This is a genomic window from Phenylobacterium sp. (genome assembly GCF_025351295.1).
Classification (GTDB): Bacteria; Pseudomonadota; Alphaproteobacteria; order Caulobacterales; family Caulobacteraceae; genus Phenylobacterium.
Map to the genome: position 1 here is coordinate 21,254 of NZ_JANXWD010000036.1, position 16,282 is coordinate 37,535.

At 71.2% G+C, this 16,282-nt stretch carries 12 protein-coding genes; 6 read left to right on the forward strand and 6 right to left on the reverse strand.

The genetic code is table 11. From position 1 onward, the window contains the following. Position 1 precedes the first annotated feature (1 nt). From Q0R13_RS05290 to Q0R13_RS05305, 4 genes are all read left to right on the forward strand, one after another. The gene (locus Q0R13_RS05290) at positions 2–877 is read left to right on the forward strand and encodes an ABC transporter ATP-binding protein (protein WP_293900549.1); all 876 of its coding nucleotides are present in this window, start codon (positions 2–4) and stop codon (positions 875–877) included. Then, the gene (locus Q0R13_RS05295; protein WP_293900552.1) at positions 874–1,779 is read left to right on the forward strand and encodes a hypothetical protein; all 906 of its coding nucleotides are present in this window, start codon (positions 874–876) and stop codon (positions 1,777–1,779) included. The genes Q0R13_RS05290 and Q0R13_RS05295 overlap by 4 nt, the downstream gene beginning before the upstream one ends. Positions 1,780–1,900: 121 nt before the next feature. Further along, positions 1,901–3,265 carry a hypothetical protein gene (locus tag Q0R13_RS05300; RefSeq protein WP_293900555.1) on the forward strand — a complete coding sequence of 455 codons (1,365 nt, stop codon included), beginning with the start codon at positions 1,901–1,903 and terminating at the stop codon, positions 3,263–3,265. A gap of 1 nt (position 3,266) precedes the next feature. Then, a complete protein-coding gene (locus Q0R13_RS05305) occupies positions 3,267–5,915 on the forward strand; it encodes a non-ribosomal peptide synthetase (protein WP_293900558.1) in 2,649 nt (882 codons plus the stop codon). Here the strand turns inward: Q0R13_RS05305 and Q0R13_RS05310 are convergent. The 3 genes from Q0R13_RS05310 to Q0R13_RS05320 form a co-directional block, all read right to left on the reverse strand. After that, positions 5,903–6,616: a DUF899 family protein gene (locus Q0R13_RS05310; protein ID WP_293900560.1), complete on the reverse strand. Its 714-nt coding sequence runs from the start codon at positions 6,614–6,616 to the stop codon at positions 5,903–5,905. The genes Q0R13_RS05305 and Q0R13_RS05310 overlap by 13 nt on opposite strands. 129 nt (positions 6,617–6,745) lie before the next feature. Beyond that, the gene (locus Q0R13_RS05315) at positions 6,746–7,528 is read right to left on the reverse strand and encodes a response regulator (RefSeq protein ID WP_293900562.1); all 783 of its coding nucleotides are present in this window, start codon (positions 7,526–7,528) and stop codon (positions 6,746–6,748) included. A gap of 123 nt (positions 7,529–7,651) precedes the next feature. Beyond that, complete coding sequence (locus Q0R13_RS05320) at positions 7,652–8,938, reverse strand: adenylosuccinate synthase (protein WP_293900565.1); 1,287 nt, start codon at positions 8,936–8,938, stop codon at positions 7,652–7,654. A gap of 143 nt (positions 8,939–9,081) precedes the next feature. On the opposite strand from Q0R13_RS05320, the gene Q0R13_RS05325 reads away from it, so the two are divergent. Both Q0R13_RS05325 and Q0R13_RS05330 read left to right on the forward strand, forming a co-directional pair. Next, complete coding sequence (locus tag Q0R13_RS05325; RefSeq protein WP_293900568.1) at positions 9,082–9,501, forward strand: VOC family protein; 420 nt, start codon at positions 9,082–9,084, stop codon at positions 9,499–9,501. Then, complete coding sequence (locus Q0R13_RS05330; protein ID WP_293900571.1) at positions 9,498–10,478, forward strand: threonine/serine dehydratase; 981 nt, start codon at positions 9,498–9,500, stop codon at positions 10,476–10,478. The genes Q0R13_RS05325 and Q0R13_RS05330 overlap by 4 nt, the downstream gene beginning before the upstream one ends. A gap of 127 nt (positions 10,479–10,605) precedes the next feature. Here Q0R13_RS05330 and Q0R13_RS05335 read toward each other — a convergent pair whose 3' ends face one another. Genes Q0R13_RS05335 through Q0R13_RS05345 form a run of 3 tightly spaced genes read right to left on the reverse strand, consistent with a single transcriptional unit; the run spans position 10,606 to position 16,273 of the window. Then, positions 10,606–13,734: an efflux RND transporter permease subunit gene (locus Q0R13_RS05335; RefSeq protein WP_293900573.1), complete on the reverse strand. Its 3,129-nt coding sequence runs from the start codon at positions 13,732–13,734 to the stop codon at positions 10,606–10,608. Beyond that, the gene (locus tag Q0R13_RS05340; RefSeq protein WP_293900576.1) at positions 13,731–14,831 is read right to left on the reverse strand and encodes an efflux RND transporter periplasmic adaptor subunit; all 1,101 of its coding nucleotides are present in this window, start codon (positions 14,829–14,831) and stop codon (positions 13,731–13,733) included. Before Q0R13_RS05340 ends, Q0R13_RS05335 begins: the two co-directional genes overlap by 4 nt. Positions 14,832–14,842: 11 nt before the next feature. Then, positions 14,843–16,273, reverse strand: coding sequence for an efflux transporter outer membrane subunit (locus Q0R13_RS05345; RefSeq protein ID WP_293900579.1), 1,431 nt, complete (start codon positions 16,271–16,273; stop codon positions 14,843–14,845). Between the last annotated feature and the right edge of the window lie 9 nt (positions 16,274–16,282).

Genomic DNA, 16,282 nt, shown 5'->3' on the forward strand with positions numbered 1-16,282 from the left:
CATGGCCTGCATCGAAGCCCGCGGCCTGCGCAAGGCCTATGGCAAGACCCTCGCCCTGGACGGCGTCGACCTCACTGTCGAGGCGGGGCGGATCGTCGGCCTGATCGGTCCCAACGGCGCGGGCAAGAGCACGGCGCTCAGCGCCATGCTGGGGCTGACCGAATTCGAGGGCGAGCTGAAGGTGCTGGGGCGTAATCCCTGGACCGAGCGCGACCGGCTGCTGCGCGACGTCTGCTTCATCGCCGACGTGGCCGTGCTGCCGGGCTGGATCCGGGTCTGGCAGGCCGTGGACTATGTGGCCGGGGTGCACCCGCGTTTCGACCGGGCCAAGGCCGACGGCTTCCTGGCCAGGACCGCCATCAAGCGGACCAGCAAGGTTCGCGAGCTCTCCAAGGGGATGGTCGCCCAGCTGCACCTGGCCCTGGTGATGGCCATCGACGCGAAGCTGCTGGTGCTGGACGAGCCGACGCTGGGGCTGGACCTGCTGTACCGCAAGCAGTTCTACGACACCTTGCTCAACGACTATTTCGACAGCCAGCGCACCATCGTGGTCTCGACTCACCAGGTGGACGAGATCCAGCACATCCTCACCGACGTGGTGTTCCTGAACCACGGCCGGGTGGTGCTCAGCGCCAGCATGGAGGACCTGGAGGCCCGCTATCTGGAGCTGGTCGTGGGTCCGCAGCAGGTCGAGGCCGCCCGGGCGCTGCGGCCGATCTACGAGCGCCGGGCGCTGGCGCGCACCCTGATGCTGTTCGACGGCGTGGCGCGCGACCGGCTCGCGGCCCTGGGCGAGGTGCGCACCCCCGGGGTCGCCGACCTGTTCGTGGCCCTGATGGGCCCGCCCAACGCTGGCGCCGAAGGAGCCGCGGCATGACCACGCCCTCCAACGCCCTGCCGGAACCCACCGCCTTTGGATGGCGCAGACTGCTCTACTGGTCGGTCCGCCGCGAGCTGTGGGAGAACCGCGCGGTCTACCTGGCCCCGATGGCCATCGCCGCCTTCGCGCTGTTCGGTATCGCGCTCAGCACCATCGCCCTGCCGCACGCCCTGCGCGCCATCGCGGCGGGCGACGCCAAGCGGGCGGCGGTGCTGATGGGGCCGTACGCCTTCGTGGCCTTCGCGGTGATGGCGACCGCGTTCTTCGTGGCGGTGTTCTACAGCCTGGCCGCGCTGCACGCCGAGCGGCGCGACCGCAGCATCCTGTTCTGGAAGTCGCTGCCGGTCTCCGACCTTACGACCGTGCTGTCCAAGGCGGCCATCCCGATCCTGGTCATTCCGGCGATCACCGTCGCGGTGACCTTCGCCGCCCAGGTGGCGATCCTGGTCCTGACGACCCTGGTCACCCTGCTGAACGGGCTGGACCCGAACCTGCTGTGGAGCCACCTGCACCTGGGCCTGATGTGGGTGGCGCTGCCCTACGGCCTGCTGGTGGACGCGCTGTGGACGGCGCCCATCTACGCCTGGTTCATCCTGGTCTCGGCCTGGGCCAAGCGCATGCCGATCCTCTGGGCCATGGTTCCGTTCGTCGTGCCGGCGATGGTCGAACGCGGCGCCTTCGGGACCGCACACATCGGGAGCTTCCTGGGTCGGCGCTTGTTCGGCGGCTTCAACCAGGCGTTCAGCCTCGACGGCATGGGCAAGGCCCCCATCGGCAAGCTCGGCGACCTCGATCCGCTCCGAGCGTTCGCCATGCCCGACATCTGGCTCGGGCTGGCGGTCGCCGCGGCCTTTCTGGCCATGGCCGCCTGGCTCCGACGACGACGCGAGCCGATCTGACCCTGCCAGCCTGAACCCCTGAATCCCGGCGCCGCCGTCAACGGAGATTTCTCCGGCTGACCCGTGCTGCCGTCACCCTGGCTCCTGCCTGCCCGCCCAACCTCTCGAGGGAGACCGCGCCATGAACCTCCATGCCAGTCCCGATGCGCCGATTGCGCTCCGCCTCGCCGGCGGCCCCAGGTCGGGCGAGTTCACCACCGTCTACGCCTGCGCGGTGCTCGCGGCGCTGGCGGCGGCCTGCGACCTTCGCATGATCCGCCGCGGCGGGCTGGCCGGCCCGCCCCGGATCGCGCGGCACGTCTGGCGGATGAGCGCGGCGCTGTTCGTGGCCACCGGCTCGTTCTTCCTCGGGCAGCAGAAATTCCTGCCGGAGGCGATCTGCGACGGCGTCGTCCCGATGCTGCCGGTGCTGGCGGTGCTGGCCCTGCTGGCCTTCTGGATGGTCCGGGTGCGGTTCGCCCGGGCGTTCCGGCCGCAGACCGCCGCCGCGGCGCTGGGCGTCGTTCTCGCCACCGGCCTCGCGTTGGGCGGAGGCTCGGCCGACGCCGGCCCCTACCGCGCCCCGCGCACCGCCTTCGGCGCGCCGGACCTGCAGGGCCTCTGGACCAATTCGTCGCTGACCTTTCTGCAGCGCCCGCCGATCTTCAAGGCGCTGATCGCCACCGACGCCGAGGCCGCGATGATGGAGTCCATGTTCAACCGGATGGTCGGCGACCTGGTCAGCACCAAGCCGATCGACCCGAACAACCCGGCGCCCCCGGTGGTCAAGGCGGCGCCGCAGGCCGACTTCCTGGAGATGGACCTACACCTGGCGCGGATCGACGGCCAGCGGCGCTCGTCGTGGATCGTCGACCCTGCGAACGGCCAGATCCCCTTCACCGAGGCAGGCCGCAAGGCGGTGAAGGACGCCGATGAGGAGTCCTTCGACGGGCCCGAGGGTCGGCCGGTCAGCGAGCGCTGCCTGACCGCCATCGGCTCGCCGGAGGGCCCGCCGATGATGAACACCGGCTTCAACGCCAACTACCAGATCGTCCAGACCCGGGACCACGTGGCGATCTCCATCGAGATGAACCACGACGTTCGGATCGTCAGGATGGGCGACCGCACCCACATCCCGGCCGGGGTCAGCGTCTGGATGGGCGACTCGGTCGGCTGGTGGGAGGGCGACACCCTGGTCGTGGAGACCACCAACTTCGACCCCCGCGGGTTCGTCGGCAGCCTGGGCGGCGGCTTCGCCTGGTCGGCCAAGGGCAAGCTGACCGAACGCTTCACGCGGATCGCCAAGGACCGGATCCTGTACGCGTTCCAGGCCGAGGACCCGGTCAACTTCAAGCAGCCGTGGCGCGGCGAGATGCCGATGCGGACGGCGACCGGTCCTATCTACGAATACGCCTGCCACGAAGGCAACTACAGCCTGCCCAACGCCCTGAGCGGGGCGCGGGTGACCGAACGCGCGGCGGCCGCGACGCCGCCGGCGGGGCACTGATATGGCGGCCCGGGCGCAACCGCTGGCCCCGGCGGCGGGGCTGGAGGGCCTGGACTGGCTCGCGGCCGACAGTCGCCCGCTGGACTGGCACGGCCCGACCGGCCGGGCCTTCGCCCGGTTCGCCGAGGACGATCTGGGCCGGCCGATCGTCGGCCAGTTCGAACGCGTGGCGCGGCGCCATCGCGACCGGGTCGCGGTCACAGACGGGGCGACCACGCTCTCCTACGGCGAGCTGTGGGACGGCCTCTCTGGGCTGGCGGAAACCCTGGCCGCGCGGACCGGGCCGGGCGAGCTGATCGGCATCGCGCTTCCGACCTCGCCGCTGTTTCCCCTGGCCATGCTGGCCTGCCTCGCGGCGGGGCGGCCGTTCGTGGCCCTGGACGCCCACGCGCCTGCCGACTGGCTGGGCCAGGTGTTGGCCGACGCGCGGCCGGCCCTGATCCTCGGAGTGGAGGCCGGACTGCCGGGCGTGGCGGTTGGCGCCGCGCAGGTCCTGCGCCTGGCCGGCCTGCCTCAGGCGGCGGGGCCGGGCTGGCGGCCCGCCGCCTTGGGTCCGGACGAGCCCGCCTGCGTGTTGTTCACCTCCGGCAGCACCGGGCGGCCCAAGGGGATCGTCAACAGCCAGCGCAACATGTTGCAACGGGTGGCCCAGTCCACCAACGCGGCGCACATCACTCCGCAGGACCGGTTCCTCACCCTGGCCTCGCCCTGCACGATCGTCGGCGTGCGCGACACCCTGACCGCCCTGCTGGCCGGCGCGACGCTGCGGCTGCTGGACCCCGGGCGGGTCGGGGCGCGGGAGATCCTGGACGTGGTCCGCGACGAGGCCATCACCGTCCTGTTCGCCTTCCCCGCCCTGCTGCGCGCGGTGGTGGGGTCCAGCGCCGAACGGGCGGCTGAAGCCTTGCGGCTGGTGCGGGTGGGCGGCGACACGACGCTATGGAGCGACATCGACCTGATGCGCGCCTGGCTGGCGCCGGAGGCCAGGGTCCAGCTGATCTACGCCGCTACCGAGGCGCCGATGATGCAGTGGTTCGTCGACGGCGCGGGCCCGCGCGACGACCCGCGCATCCCGATCGGCTATCCGCTGCCCGGCAACCGCCTGGCGGTGATCGACGAGGACGGCCGCCCGACGCCGCCCGGCGAGGTGGGCGAACTGGTCGTCGCCAGCCCCTATGTGGCGCTCGGCCTCTGGGTCGACGGACGCTGCGCCGGCGAGGACGTCGAGCGCCACGGGTCAGGGGATCGCGTCTTCCGCACCGGCGACCTGGTGCGGCAGCGACCCGACGGGTTGCTGGCACGGCTGGGGCGCAAGGACCGGCAGGTGAAGATCCGCGGCGCCCGCGTCGACCTCGACGGGGTGGAGGCCACCCTGCGCCAGCACCCTCTGGTGCGCGACGTCGGGGTCCTCGCCCGCACGGGGGGCGGCGGCGGGCCGACCCTGGTCGCCTATGTGAGCGCCGGTGACGGGGCGAACGCCGGCCTGCTGGACGATCTGCGGCGTGTGATGGGCCGGGCGCCGGCGCCGATGCGGCCGGGACGGTTCTACCGGGTCCCCGAGATCCCGCGACTGCCCAGCTCCAAGCTGGATGCCCGCGCGCTGCTGGCGCTGGACGAGGCGACGGTCCGCGCCGAACGCGCCCGGGCCGCCCATGCTGAGCCGGACCCGGGCGATCACATCCAACGCGCGGTCGCCCAGGCCTGGCAGGCGGTATTGCAGGCCCCGGTGGGCGATCCGCAGGACGACTTCTTCGACGTCGGCGGCGATTCCCTAAGCGCCATCGCCCTGATGATCGAACTGGAAGAGGCACTGGGCTTCGAGTTGCCGCTGACCCTGATCCATGAGGCGTCGCGCTTCGTGGACCTCTGCGAGGCGCTGAGACAGCGCCGTCCCGACCGCTACGTTCCCTTGGTCGCCCTCAAGCCCGGCGAGGGCGCGCCGCCGGTGTTCATTGTCCATGGGCTGGGCGGCAGCGTCGCCGGCCTGTTCCAGATCGCCCGGCAGATGGCCTATCCCGGGCCGGTGATCGGCATCCAGGCGCGAGGGCTGGCCGGTCGCGAGCCACCGCAGACATCGGTGGAGGCGATGGCGGCGGACTATCTGGGCGCGGTCAGGGCGCGGCAGCCGCAGGGGCCCTACTACCTGTGCGGCTATTCCTTCGGCGGCCTGGTGGCGTTCGAGATGGCGCGGCGGCTGCAACAGGCCGGGGACGAGGTGGGGCTGGTCGGCCTGTTCGACACCATGACCAGCCCGCTGCGCTGGCCCCCGCGGGTCTGGCTCGCCGTGGCGCGCGGGCGCGCGGTCCGGTTCATCGCCCGGTTGGGGGCAGGCCGGACAGCGGGCGGCCCGCCGCGGCCCTCCGTCCTGGGACAGATCCCGCCCGGCATGCTGAAGGTGGCGGCCAGCGCCCTGGTGGCATCGGCCCGGCACCGGCCCGGCTTCTACCCGGGCGAGCTGACGGTGTTCGTCCCGGAGGGCCGCGACCCCGAGCTGCCGTCGCCGCAGACCATCTGGCGCCGGCAGGCACAGACCCTGTCCATCGTTGGAACCGGCGGCGCGCACATGACCATGCTGGCCGCGCCCCATGCGCAGACCACCGCGGCGTCCCTGACCCGCTGCCTGCTGGCGGCGCAGTCTCAGCGGTCGTAGTCGAGCTTCGGATACCAGTCCGCGCCGCGGCCCTCGGGCGTGGCGTCCAGCACCGCCCACATCGGCCCCAGGTCCGGTGCGCCACGCGAATCCTGGCCGGGGTCGGCGGTCAAGCCGGTCATCTCACCGGACCAGAAGTGGCGGATGGTCCCGTCGCGGCGGGTGAAGACGTTGAAGGACGGGACCTCCGAGCCGTCCGGCAGCAAGCCGAAATAGTCGCGGGAATAGGCGTCGTCGAGGTCGGTCACGAGCCGCAGGTTTTTCCAGCCGCGCTCGCGTTTCCAGGCGCCCAGTTTCTCGATCGGCGAGCGCGCGACGACCACCAGGGACATCCGCTGGTCCAGGTCGGCGGCATTGCCCTCCCAGGCGCCCAGCAGGTTGGTGCACATGGGGCACGGCCGCTCGCGCTGCGGGCCGAACATGTAGCTGTAGATGGCCAGCGTCGGCTTGTCGCCGAACAGGCCCGCGAAGTCGGTTGGGCCGTCCTCGCCCTCGAAGCGGTAGTCGCCGGTGACCGGGCCGCCGGGCGGCAGGGCGCGGCGCTGCTCGGACACCCGCTCGATGTGGCGGCGCAGCTCGATCTCCTCGGCCAGCAGGGCGGTGCGGGCCGCGCGGTACGGCATGCTTTCGTGCGGCATCCGCACCGGATTGTCGCGGGCCAGCTGGTCGGCGGGGGTCAGGGTGTCGAGCTTGGCGTCCATGGGACAGTCCTCCGCATTTCAGGAAGGTAACCGTTGCGGAGTGTGAAGGGTCCAGTCGGGGCCTGGCAAGCGCCCGGCGTCTCACCGACGGCGTAGGGTACGGTTTCCCCAGAGAGCGACGGATCGGCTCTAGGCGGCCGCTGCGGTTCGCCCGGGGTCGGCGTCCTTTGGCAGGAAGGTGAGCAGCGGCGCCGCCCACTTCTCGGCCTCGGCGCGGGTGAACTTGCCGCCCGCGTGCGCCGCCTTGGACAGGTGGCGGTAGAACTCCGACGCCGCCAGGGTCAGCTTGAAGTCGGTGGCGATCGACTGGATGGCGTTGGCCTGGGTGACCATGGCGCGCATGGCCTGTTCCGGGTCGGTCTCCGAGGCGGCCACGGCGGCGCGGACGATCTTCAGCGCCTGGTTGATCTTCTGCTGGTAGGGCGTTTCCGAGCCGTCGGTGCGGCGCTTCAGCGGGCCGGCGTATTCGCCGGAGTTGAACCGGCGGCGGTCGGGGCCGATGTAACCGACCCCCTCCACCCAGTCGCGGTCACGCAGGGTCACCGCTTCCAGCCGGCGGACCAGGTCCTTCATGCTGTAGGGCTTGCGCAGGAACTCGTGCACCCCGGCGTCGCGGGCGGCCAGGATCGCGCCGGCGGTGGCCGCGCTCGTGACCGTGATCACCGGCGCCTGGCGGCAATTCCAGTGGCTGCGGCGCACGGTACGGGTGAAGGCCAGGCCGTCGAGATCGTCATGCCCGAGCTCGACCACGATCAGCTGCGGATCGCAGGTCTCGGCGATCTTCATCGCCCGGTCGGTGGTCGGCGCGACCCAGATGTGGCTGCGCGCGATGTCGCGCATGATCTCGGTCAGCAGGCGCGCGCTGGCCGGCTGCGGATCCGCGATCAGCACCCGCTTCAGCTTGGGCGCCATCTTCTCGAGTGAACGTTTGTCGCCGTCGAACAAGGGTCCGGTCCCGCCAGGTTTCGGCGAGCATTAGAAAGCTGAACCGTAAATATCAGCTTGATGACAGCGTCCGGCGTCGACCCGACCGGCTCAGTCGTGGAACGGGTCGCGCATCAGGATGGTGTCGTCGCGTTGCGGGCTGGTGGAGAGCAGCGCGACGGGGGCGCCGATCAGTTCCTCGATGCGGCGGACGTACTTCACGGCGTTGGCGTTGAGGTCCTTCCAGGAGCGGGCGCCCTGGGTGGTCTCGGACCAGCCGTCCATCTCCTCGTAGACCGGCGTCAGTGCGGCCTGGGCCTTCAGGCCGGCCGGCAGGTAGCCGATCTCCTGGCCGTCCAGGCGGTAGCCGGTGCAGATCTTCAGCGTCGGCAGGCCGTCCAGCACGTCCAGCTTGGTCAGCGCGATGCCGGCGATGCCGTTCAGGGCCACCGACTGGCGGACCAGCGCCGCGTCGAACCAGCCGCAGCGACGGCTCCGGCCGGTGACCGTCCCGAACTCGCGGCCTACCGTGCCCAGGTGCTCGCCGACCGCGTCGAAGAGTTCGGTGGGGAACGGGCCGCCGCCGACCCGGGTGGTGTAGGCCTTGACGATCCCCAGCACATAGCCCGGCCCCTTCGGCCCCAGGCCCGAGCCCGCCGCGGCCTGGCCGGCGACGGTGTTGGAGGAGGTCACATAGGGATAGGTGCCGTGGTCCACGTCCAGCAGGGCGCCCTGGGCGCCCTCGAACAGCACCCGCTTGCCCGACTTGACAATCTCGTTGAGCCGCAGCCAGGCCGGCTGCGCATAGGGCAGCACCTTAGGCGCCATGGCTTCCAGCTCGGCCAGCAAGGCGGCGGCGTCCACCGGCGGCAGGCCCAGGCCCGCCCGCAGCGGGGCATGGTGGGCCAGCAGCCGGTCGATCTTGGCCTCCAGCGCCTCGCGGTCGGCCAGGTCGGCGACGCGGATCGCGCGGCGGCCGACCTTGTCCTCATAGGCCGGGCCGATGCCGCGGCCGGTGGTGCCGATCTTGTTCGTGGCCGCGGCCTCGCGCGCCTGGTCCAGGTCGCCGTGCAGGGGCAGGATCAGGCAGGCGTTGTCGGCCACCACCAGCAGGTCGGGGGTGATCGCCACGCCCTGGCCGCGCAGGGTCTCGATCTCCTTCATCAGGTGCCAGGGGTCGACGACCACGCCGTTGCCGATGATCGACAACTTGCCCTGGACCACGCCGGAGGGCAGCAGGCTGAGCTTGTAGACCTGGTTGCCGACCACCAGGGTGTGGCCGGCGTTGTGCCCCCCCTGGAAGCGCACCACCACGTCGGCGCGGTTGCTCAGCCAGTCGACGAGCTTGCCCTTGCCCTCGTCGCCCCACTGGGCGCCGATCACGGTGACATTGGCCATCTGGGTACGATCTCCCGACCTGCCCGGAGAATCCCCCGCGCCCTTCGACAGGTGCTCGGCGTGGGGGTGGAGATCAATTTGCGGCGCTGGTCTAGACGAAGTGGCCCTCGCCCTCAAGGGGCGTGCGCGCTATCAGCGAAATCATGGACCTTCCCCGTTTCCACCTGGCGTTTCCGGTGCGCAACCTGACCGAGGCGCGCGCCTTCTACGGCGACCTGCTGGGCTGCCCGGAGGGGCGCTCGAGCGACGAATGGGTCGACTTCAACTTCCACGGCCACCAGATCGTCGCCCACCTGTCGCCCGACGAGGCCGGGCACAGGGCGACCAACGCCGTGGACGGCGATGACGTCCCGGTCCGCCACTTCGGCCTGCTGATGCAGCTGGCGGAGTGGGAGGCCCTGGCCCAGCGGTTGACCGCCGCCGGGACCCGGTTCGTGATCGAGCCGCACATCCGCTTCAAGGGCGAGCCGGGCGAGCAGGCGACGATGTTCCTCCTGGACCTCTCCGGCAACGCGCTGGAGTTCAAGGCCTTCGCCGACGACGCCATGGTGTTCGCGAAATGAGCGTCACCCTGGCCGACATCGAGGCCGCCGCCGGCCGGTTGCTGGGCCATGCGGTGGAGACGCCGCTGCTGGAGAGCGCGGTCCTCAACGAACGGGTCGGCCTGCGGGTGCTGATCAAGCCCGAGACCCTGCAGCGCGTAGGCGCGTTCAAGTTCCGCGGCGCCTACAACCGGCTGGTCCAGCTCACCGCCGAGCAGCGGGTCGGCGGAGTGGTGGCCTTCTCGTCGGGCAACCACGCCCAGGGCGTCGCCCTGGCGGCGAAGCTGCTCGGCATCCCGGCCCTGATCGTCATGCCGGCCGACGCGCCCAACGTGAAGGCGCAGGCCACGGTCGGCTACGGCGCCGAGGTCCGGTTCTACGACCGGCTGACCGAGAGCCGCGAAAAGATCGCCGCCGCGATCGCCGCCGAGCGCGGGGCGGTCATCGTCCCGGCCTTCGACGACCCGCACATCATCGCTGGCCAGGGCACGGTCGGGCTGGAGCTGGTTCGCCAGGCCCACGCGCTGGGCGTCACCCTGGGCGCGGTGGTCGCCCCGTGCAGCGGCGGCGGCCTGCTCTCCGGCATCGCCACGGCGGTGAAGGCGCTTTCGCCCACCACCGCGATCTACGGCGTCGAGCCGGAGGGCTATGACGACACGCTGAGGTCGCTGCAGGCCGGCCGGCGCACGGCGGTGACGCCGATGAAGCGCACGCTCTGCGACGCGCTCGAGACAGTCTGCCCCGGCGAGCTGACCTTCCCGATCCTGCTGAAGACCGTCGCCGACGTGGCCGTGGTCACCGACGCCGAGGTGGCCGAGGCCATGCGCTACGCCTTCTCGGTCCTGAAGCTGGTGGTCGAGCCCGGCGGCTCGGCCGGCCTGGCCGCCCTGCTGGCCGGCAAGCTGAAGACCGGGGGGGCCACGACCCTGGGCCTGGTGCTATCCGGCGGCAACGTCGACCCCGACCAGTTCGCCCAGGTGATCCGCGGCGAACTCTGAGCGCCGCCCACCATCGCGAGCGGGACGATGGATCCGAGGCACAGGGCCAGGGATGATGGGTGGAAGGTGGGCCTGAGGTACGTGGGCGGCGTCGAGCCCGGCCGGGGAGACAACGCCAGCGCCTAACCTACAGCCGGTCCTCGGGAACCGGCTGGCCGGCCGCCTCGCGCGGGGTGACCAGGCGCGAGAGGCGCGGGGTCAGCCAGGTCTCGAAGTCGTCGACGAAGCGGTAGACCACCGGCACCATGACCAGCGACAGCAAAGTCGAGGTGATCAGGCCGCCGATCACCGCCACGGCCATCGGCTGGCGGAACTCGGCGCCCTTCTCCAGCGCGAAGGCGGTGGGCAGCATGCCGGCGGCCATGGCCACGGTGGTCATGATGATCGGGCGCGCCCGTTCGCGGCAGGCCTCGACGATGGCGTCGTGCTGGGTCATGCCCTCGCGCTCACGCTCGATGGCGTACTCGACCAGCAGGATCGAGTTCTTCGCCGCCAGGCCCATCAGCATCAGGAAGCCGATCAGCGACGGGATCGAGACCGAGAGGTTGAACACCAGCAGGCCGATGAAGGCGCCGCCGAACGACAGCGGCAGGGCGGTCAGGATCACCACCGGCTTGAAGAAGCTGCGGAACAGCAGCACCAGGACCGCGTACATCAGGAAGATCGCGGTGGCGAAGGCGATGATGAAACCGGCGAACAGCTCCGCCATCGCCTGCTGGTTGCCGATCGCCGCCGGCCGCACGCCGGGCGGCAGGTTCTTCATGATCGGCAACCGGTTGATCGCGCGTTGGGCGTCGCCCATCTCCACGCCGTTCAACTCGGCGCGGACGGTCAGCTCCCGCTCGCGATTCAGCCGGTTGATGCGGGCGGGGCCTGCCTGGAAAGCGATGTCGGCGACGCTGTCGAGGGTCGTCGACCCGCCGCCCGTGGTCGGCACCCGCAGCGAGCGGATCCGCTGGACGTCGGCGCGGGCCGACTCCGGCAGTCGCACGCGGATCGGGATCCGCCGCTCGCCCTCGTTGTATTTGGCGACGTTGGCGTCGATGTCGCCCAGGGTCGCGACGCGGACGATGGTGGCGATGGCGTCGGGCGAGACGCCCAGGCGCGCGGCCGCCTCGGTCTTCGGACGGATGACGATCTCCGGCCCGACCGGCGGAGTCGACGGGCGCGGGTCGACCAATTGCGGCAGCCGGCGCATCTGCCGCTCCAGCTCCAGCGCGGCGCGGTCGAGGTTCTGCGGATTGTCGCCGGTCAGGATCTGCTGATAGCCGGCGCCGCCCTGGAAATTGAGGAAGGTAAGCCGCGCGTCCGGGATGGCGCGCAGGCCGGGACGCAGGCGCTGGCGGATCTGGTCGCCCTTCTCATGGCGGTTCGGGTCCAGCAGGATCGTGGCCGTACCGCTGCGCAGGTCGCCGCCGCCGGCGGCCCCGCTGCCGGGCCCGAAGCCGCCGGAGGCGGTCGACCCGATCTGCACGAACACGCCCCGGATATCCCGTTCGCCGTGGAACAGCGTGTTGATGCGCTGGGCGATGGCCTCCATGTCGCCCGAGGTCGCGCCGGGCGGTCCCTGGATGTCCACGTAGACGAGGTCCGGGTCGCCGGCGGGCTGGAACCCCTGCGGCAGGAAGAACACCAGGCTGCCGGTGGAGAAGAACAGCACCGCGCCGCCGATCGCGCAGATGATCCGGTGCGCCAGCGCCCACTCCAGGGCGTTGCGATAGAAGCCCTTGAACGGCTTGCGCTCCTGCTTGTGCACGCCCGCCTTCAGCAGGTAGGCGGCCATCAGCGGCGTCACCAGCCGCGCCACCAGCAGCGAGAACAGCACCGCCACCGAGACGGTCAGGCCGAACTCCTTGAAGAACTGGCCGGGGATCCCCGGCATGAAGCTGACCGGCAGGAACACCACGACGATGGCCATGGTGGTCGCCACCACCGCCAAGCCGATCGCATCCGCGCCCTGGATCGCCGCCTCGTAGGGGCGCAGGCCGCGCTGGACGCGTTTCTCGATGTTCTCGATCTCGACGATGGCGTCGTCGACCAGGATGCCGACCACCAGGGTCAGGGCCAGCAGCGTCACCACGTTCAGCGAGAAGCCGGCCAGCTTCATCACCAGGAAGGTGGGGATCAGCGAGATGGGCATGGCCACGGCGGTGATCGCCGTGGCGCGCCAGTCGCGCAGGAAGAAGAACACCACCAGCGCCGCCAGGAACATGCCTTCCGCCAGCACATGCTCGGTGGCCTGGAAGCTGGCGCGGGTATCGTCGACCGTCGAGGAGATCTTGGCGAACTTGATCCCCGGATGGGCCTTCTCCATCTGGGCCAGCTTCAGCTTGACCCCGTCCTCGGTGACGACGTCGGAGGCTTCCTTGGTCTTGGAGACCTGGAAACCCACGACCGGGCGGCCGTTGAGCTCGGCGAAGCCGCGCACCTCCGACGCCCCGTCGCCGATATCGGCGACGTCGGACAGCTTCACGAATCCCCCGGTCCCGGTGGGGATGTTGAGGTCCCGCAGCGCGGCGATCGAGGTGGCGTTGCCCAGCACCCGCAGGTTCTGCTCGCGGCCACCCACGATCGCCCGGCCGCCGGGGGCGTCGACCTGGAAACCGCGCAGCGCATTGTTGACCTGGCTGGCGGTCAGGCCCCGCGCCGCCAGGCGGTCGGGGTCGACGATGACGTTGATCTCACGCGAGACCCCGCCCACCCGGGTGATCTGGGCGACGCCCTTGGCGGCCTGCAGTTCGCGCGCGACCGTGTCGTCGACGAACCAGGAGAGCTGGTCGTCGGTCATGTTGGCGTTGGCGACCGCGTAGGTCAGGATCGGGGCGACCTCGTCCACCTCGACCTGCTGCACGGTGGGTTCGTCGATGTCGCGCGGCAGGATCTGGCGCGCCTGGGCGATCTTGGAGCGGACCTCGTCGGTCTTCTTCTGGATGTTCTCGCCGATCTCGAACTGCATCGAGGTGGTGGAGACCCCCTGGGTCACCACGGACTGCAGGTTCTTGACCCCGGTGACCCCGGCCAGCGCGTCCTCGACCGGACGGGTGATCTGGGTCTCCATTTCCGCCGGCGCGGCGCCGTTCTGGGTGACCGTGACGGACACCACTGGAAACTCGATGTTGGGGTACTGCTTAATCGGCAGGCCCAGGTAGGCGATCATCCCGGCCATGACCAGGCCGAGGAACAGCACCGCGACGGGGATCGGGTTGCGGATCGCCCAGGCGGAGATCGGGAAGCCCGTGTGGGACGGCTCGCTCATTTGCGCGACGGCGCCTCGGCGGCGACCGTGGCGTCCTGCGGTTTGATCAGGTCGCCGTCCAGCAGCAGCGAGCCGGCATTCTGCACGATGCGCGTGCCGGCCGGCGGGCCCGCGACCAGTTGCACCAGGCCGGAGCCGCGGGGGCCGGCGGTGATCAGCACCCGCTTCACCCGGTTGTCGGGCCCGACCACCATCACGCCCGCGCCGTCGGCATCGTAGCGCACCGCGGTTTCCGGCACGGCCAGGGCCATGGCCGAGGCGTCGTTGAACACCGCGCGGCCGAAGCCGCCGGCGCGGATGTCGGGGCGGACCGGAAGCAGGATGCGCACTTCACCCAGCTTGGTCTGGGCGTTCACCTGCGGGCTGATCAGGCGGACATGGCCGCGGGCGACAGCGCCGGAAGGCAGGGTGACGTCGACGCTCTGACCCACCCGCACGCGGGCCAGGTCGGGCTCGCTGAGGTTGGCCCTGAGCTCGATCTCCCCGTCCCGGGCCAGGCGGAACCACGGCGTGGCGGTCCCGGCGGAGAGGTCGCCGGGCCGGACGTTCTTTTCCAGCACCAGGCCGGACACCGGAGCGGTGACCGCCAGCTTGCTGGCGCGGGTCTTGAAGTCCTTGAACGAGGCGGCCTGGGCGCGGGCCTGGGCGCGTGCGGCCTTGGCCTGCAGGCGGCGCTGGTCGATCTGCTCCTGGGAGAGGACGCCCTGGCCATCGAGGTCCTTCACCCGGTTCGCCTGGTCCTCGGCCTGAAGGGCGTTGGCGTCGGCCTGGGCCGCCAGCGCCTCGGCCTGGGCGACCTGCGCCTGGATCAGGGTGGGGTCGAGCTGCACCAGGGTCTGGCCGGCCTTCACATACTGGCCGACATCGACCAGCACGCGGGACACCCGGTAGCCGTTCACCTCGGGCAGCACCGCGGCCTCCTCGCGCGACACCAGGTCGCCAGAGGCGGCCAGGGAGCCGACGATCGAGCGCGACTCGATGCGGGTCACCCGCACGGCGCGCGCCTGGTCGGCCTCGGTCTGCTTGACCGGCGGCTTGTGGCAGCCGGCGAGCGAGATCGCACAGGCGGCCGGGACGAGGAATCTGGAGAGCTGCATGCGGGTCGGTCTCATTTCGCCGCGTAGGTCTGGGCCGGCCAGCCGCCGCCGATGGCCTTGTAGGCCTGGACGGACCGGCGGAGCGCCTGGACCTGCGCCGCCGTCAGCTGGGCGCGCACGGCGCGCCAGGACTGCTCGGCCTGAAGGGTGGTGGAAAGGTCGTTGAAGCCGCGGTCGTAGCCGATCCGGGCGGCGGCGTAGCCGCGCCGGGCGCGGGCCTCGCCATCGGTCAGGATCACCACCCGCCGCCGGTCGGCGTCCAGATTGACCAGGGCGCTCTCGGCCTCCTGGAAGGCGGTCTGCACGGTCTTCTCATAGGCGGTGACGGCCTGCTCCGTGCGCGCGTCCTGGGCCTTCCACTCGGCCAGCAGGCGCGGGATCGAGAGCAGGGGCTGGGTGATGGAGCCGCCGAGCACCCAGTTCTGGCTGGTGGAGGAGAAGCCGGGCTGCTTGACCTTCTGCCAGCCGATCCCGGGCGTGAAGTTGAACGACGGGAACAGCGCCAGGGCGTCGATGATCTTCTGGTTCTTCTGTGAGCGCAGCGCCGCCTGGGCGCCGCGCACGTCGGGCCGCCGCTGCAGCAGGTCGCTGGGCAGGCTGGGGGGCACGGCCGGCGGCTGGCCCACGTCGGGGGTCGAATTGATGTTGGCCGTGGGTTCGACCACCCGGCCGGCGAGGATCAGGATCGCGCGCTTCTCGACCTGCAGCTGGGCCTGCAGCCCCTCGACCTGGGCATTGGCCTGGGCCAGGTCGCCGGCGATGCGGTCGGCGTCGGAGGTCGCCGCGATGCCCGCCTTGGCCCGCTTGGTCGCCACGTCGTAGAGGTCCTGCTCAATGCGGGCGGTCTCGCGCGCGTCGGCCAGCTGGATGGCGAAGCCCTTGGCCTGGAACCAGGCGTCGGCGGTCTGGGCGGCGATGCTGGCGCGCGTGTTCTCGTAGGCATAGCGCACCCGGGCCACCTCGGCGGTGGCGGCGCGGCCGGCGAAGAAGCCGCGGCCGAACGGATCGACCTCCCAGCTGACATTGAAATTGGCCGCCTGGTTGGTCGACGTGCCGCTGTTGGAGAAGCCCGGGATGCTGACCACCGTGCCGCCCAGCTGATCGGTGTGGGTGCGGCGGCTGGAATAGGTCGGGTCGCCCTGCGGCAGGTACTGGGCGATGGCGCTGATCCGCTGGGCCTTCACCTCGTCCAGGCGCGAGCGCGCCGTGCGGACGTCCGGATTGCGGGCCAGGGCCTGTTCGACCAGGCCGGTCAGCTCCGCGTCGCCATAGGCCGTCCACCAGCTGTCGAGCGCGATGGCCCCGGCCGGCGGCGCGGCGGGCCCCTCGAACGCGACCGGCAGGCGCAGGTCAGGCTTGCGCGCGACGGCGCAACCGCTGAGCGCCAGGGCGGCCACCACCAGGAGGGGTAGCGTCGCGGGTGCAAGATGGGCAGGACGCATGGGTGGTCT